General features: G+C 57.6%; 4 protein-coding genes. 1 reads left to right on the top strand and 3 read right to left on the bottom strand.

The features are described 5' to 3' along the window. Nucleotides 1–45 precede the first annotated feature (45 nt). Complete coding sequence (locus Q7O77_RS15630; protein ID WP_085651462.1) at nt 46–723, bottom strand: epoxyqueuosine reductase QueH; 678 nt, start codon at nt 721–723, stop codon at nt 46–48. A gap of 334 nt (nt 724–1,057) precedes the next feature. Here Q7O77_RS15630 and pbpG point away from each other — a divergent pair, with 334 nt between their 5' ends. Beyond that, nucleotides 1,058–2,017, top strand: a complete 960-nt coding sequence (gene pbpG / locus Q7O77_RS15625) for a D-alanyl-D-alanine endopeptidase (RefSeq protein WP_304169456.1) — start codon at nt 1,058–1,060, stop codon at nt 2,015–2,017. A gap of 27 nt (nt 2,018–2,044) precedes the next feature. On the opposite strand, the gene Q7O77_RS15620 is transcribed toward pbpG, so the two are convergent. Both Q7O77_RS15620 and Q7O77_RS15615 read right to left on the bottom strand, forming a co-directional pair. Beyond that, nucleotides 2,045–2,731, bottom strand: coding sequence for a glutathione S-transferase family protein (locus tag Q7O77_RS15620; RefSeq protein WP_304169454.1), 687 nt, complete (start codon nt 2,729–2,731; stop codon nt 2,045–2,047). 127 nt (nt 2,732–2,858) lie between these two features. Then, a complete protein-coding gene (locus tag Q7O77_RS15615; RefSeq protein ID WP_304169452.1) occupies nt 2,859–3,617 on the bottom strand; it encodes a DeoR/GlpR family DNA-binding transcription regulator in 759 nt (252 codons plus the stop codon). Nucleotides 3,618–3,619: the final 2 nt, after the last annotated feature.

Here is a 3,619-nt window from a genome sequence, read left to right as displayed (position 1 = left end):
CCATCGATCACTGGCTAGCCCCCATCACGGGCAATGCCGGAGTGATCAGGACGCGGGCTCGTCGCCGTAAAAGAGTTTGCCGATGCGAATGATATCCCGGCCCTGCGATTTACGGTGTTTATTGGCATCGCGCAGCGAATAAATGCAGCCGCAGTATTCCTGCTGGTAGAAACGCTCCTGCTTGCTGATTTCGACCATGCGCGCCGAGCCGCCCTGTTTGCGCCAGTTGTAATCCCAGTACACCACGCCAGGGTATTTTTGCGCCGCGTTGATCCCGCACTGGTTGACCTGCTGCATGTTTTTCCAACGGGAGATGCCGAGCGAGCTGCTGATGGCGCCAAAGCCGTTTTCATGCGCGTACAGCGCCGCGCGTTCAAACCGCATATCAAAGCACATCGTGCAGCGCTCGCCGCGCTCCGGTTCCCACTCCATGCCTTTCGCACGCTCAAACCAGTTATCCGCATCGTAGTCGGCGTCGACGAACGGTACGCCGTGTTTTTCGGCGAAGCGAATGTTTTCCTCTTTGCGGATCAGGTACTCCCGCTGAGGATGAATGTTCGGGTTATAGAAAAAGATCGTGTAATCAATGCCGGAAGCGCTCAACGCCTCCATCACTTCGCCGGAACAGGGGGCGCAGCAGGAGTGAAGCAACAGCTTATCCGCCTCGTTAGGCAGCTCAAGTTTCGGGCGTTCGAAGGTTTTGACGGGGTGTGCATTGGACATAAAGCAATCCACTAATAATGAGAAGAAATTAACCTTATTGAGATAAATTATTAACTATCGCAACAACAATTACAATCGGTCGTCCATGACGACCTCGGGCGAAAAATGAAGATGCCGCCGGGGCGACGTTTAGCCGGGGCATGATGTTATCGGGATGCGTCCGGGCATGCCAGCGTAATCTGCCTTTAAGGGCCGCGATCCGCCCCGCAACGGCCTGTCAAACTTTGTCACAAAGCTTTTACCGCTGCCCGGATGCGCGGGGGGAGGGCCGCAACTATAATGCCGGGGTCGTCCCGAACCCTTTCCGCCAAATCAATTTATAAGCTACTGAATAATGAATAAAAAAATACAGCTTTCGCTTTTAAGTCTGGTGCTGATGTCCGCATCGGTCTGGGTCGCCTCGCCGGCGGCGGCTAAAACGGTGGCCGCCTCATCCGCGGCCTCGCATCAGGAAATCGCCTCCGGCAGCGCGATGGTGGTCGATTTACTGAATAACAAGGTGCTGTATTCGAGCAACCCGGACGTAGTGGTGCCGATTGCTTCCGTCAGCAAATTAATGACGGCGCTGGTGGTGCTGGACGCTAATCAGCCGTTTGACGAAATGTTGACGGTAGATATCAGCCAAACGAAAGAGATGCAGGGGGTCTATTCCCGCGTGCGTCTCGGCAGCGAAGCGAGTCGTCACGATCTGCTGCTGCTGGCGCTGATGTCGTCTGAAAACCGGGCGGCCGCCACGCTGGCTCATCATTATCGCGGTGGTTATAAGGCGTTTATTACCGCGATGAATGCCAAAGCCCGCGCGCTGGGCATGATGCATACCTATTATGTGGAGCCGACCGGGCTGTCGACGGAAAACGTGTCTACGGCGCGTGACCTGACCAAGCTGCTGGTCGCTAGTCGTCAGTATCCGATGCTCAGCCAGCTGAGCACTACGCACGAGAAAATGGTGACCTTCGCTCACCCGGCCTATACGTTGCCGTTCCGTAATACCAACCATCTGGTCTACCGTCCCGACTGGAACATTCAACTGACCAAAACCGGTTTTACCAATGAGGCTGGTCACTGTCTGGTGATGAGAACCGTCATTAATCAGCGGCCGGTCGCGCTGGTGGTGTTGGATGCTTACGGTAAATATACCCACTTCGCCGATGCCAACCGGCTGCGTAACTGGCTGGAGAGTGGCAAGGTCAGTCCGGTGCCGCCCGCCGCGTTAAGCTATAAGAAACAAAAGGCGATAGCCCAAAGCTCGCCCCAGCGGACTTCCACGGATATCGCGTTAACGTCGGCGGAGTAGTTTCCGCCGTGCGGGCGGTCGGCGTTCTCAGTCGACCGTGCGTTCGTCCTGCTCCAGCGTGCCGTATTCCGCCCAGGTGGCTTCGTGCTGCTGCTCGCGCCACGGCTCAAGCTGGGCTTGTTCCAGCCATTGCTGCATAGCCGGCAGCGCCAGCAGGGTGGTGTAGTACTGCTTCGCCAGCGGCGTCATCGGCAGCCCATAAGTTCGGATGCGAAAGACCACCGGCGCGTAAAAGGCGTCGACAGCGCTGAATTGCGCGCCAGCCAGGAACGGTCCCTTGAACCGGGTCAATCCCTCTTCCCACAGCTGATTCACCCGCGCGACATCGCGCTGCAGCTCCGGCGTTATCTCATGCAGTTTGACGCGAATACCGCAGTTCATCCCACAGACTTCGCGCAGGGTGGGAAATCCTGAATGCATTTCCGCCGAGGCGCATCGCGCCCACGCTCGCGCGGCGACGTCATCTGGCCAGACATCCGCATGACGTTCCGCCAGATATTCCACAATAGCCAGTGAATCCCAAACGGTAAGATCGCCATCGACGAGACAGGGCACTTTGCCCGACGGCGAAAAGGTCTTGAACGCGGGCTGACTGATGCCGGGGGAAAAAGGCACCAGCGTTTCCTCGAATGGGATATCCAGTTCTTGTAACAGCACCCACGGGCGCAATGACCAGGACGAGTAGTTTTTATTGGCGATATACAGCTGATACATGACGAAACCTCACAGGCAGATAGCGTTCGGGTTTGGGTGTCGATGTCGCGGGTGGAGTGAAACCGGAATTCACTATGCCTCACGTCCACAGACAACACAATGCGGCAATGGGTCTTACGGGATTGCCTCAGGCGAGGATCACCTGTTGGCAGATTTCCTTCAGGGCGGAACAGTCGCGGTTGAACTCAGCGGCGGCGTCGGTGACCACCATATCGATTTGTGAGATGGGGGCATAAACCACACGGCTGGTGACCCCGATTTTGGTGTGATCGGCCAGAATGATGGCGGTCGTAGCATATTCGATCATCGCGCTCGCAATCGCCGCCTCGGTGTGAGAGAAGCTGCTGGCGCCCGCGGCGCTGGAGATGCCGACCGGCGACATCAGGGCGACATCGGCCCGGTAGCGTCGCAACTCGTTGGCCGTTTGCGCGCCGTTGGTGGCCTGAATGGCGGCGCCGACGTGGCCGCCCAGTAGAATCACCTCGTGCAGCAGCCGGTCTTCGGCTTCCTGCGCAGTCAGCTTGAGAGCGACGTTCAGGCTGTTGGTGATGATGGTCATCCCCGGCATGGACAGCAGCTCGTCCGCGAGCAGTGTAGTGGTGCTGCCAGCATCGACAAAAATGGTTTGTCCCGGCTGAAGCTGCTGCACCGCGGCGCGGGCGATGGCCTGCTTCTCTTTTTCACGCACCGTGCGGCGTATCGATAAAGGCGGTTCCGGCTCGGGACCGGTGGCGACGATCCCTCCGTGTACGCGTCGCAGCATTCCCCGGGCTTCGAGTTTGAGAATATCTCGCCTGACCGTTTCGCGAGAAACGCCGAGATGTTGAATAATCTGCTCTGTACTGACCCGGTTTAACGTCGACAGTAATGCACGGATACGGTGCAACC

Source organism: Lonsdalea britannica, from assembly GCF_946477055.1.
GTDB lineage: Bacteria > Pseudomonadota > Gammaproteobacteria > Enterobacterales > Enterobacteriaceae > Lonsdalea > Lonsdalea britannica_A.
Note: the sequence above shows the minus strand (reverse complement) of the source record. Positions and strands in the feature narration are given on the sequence as shown.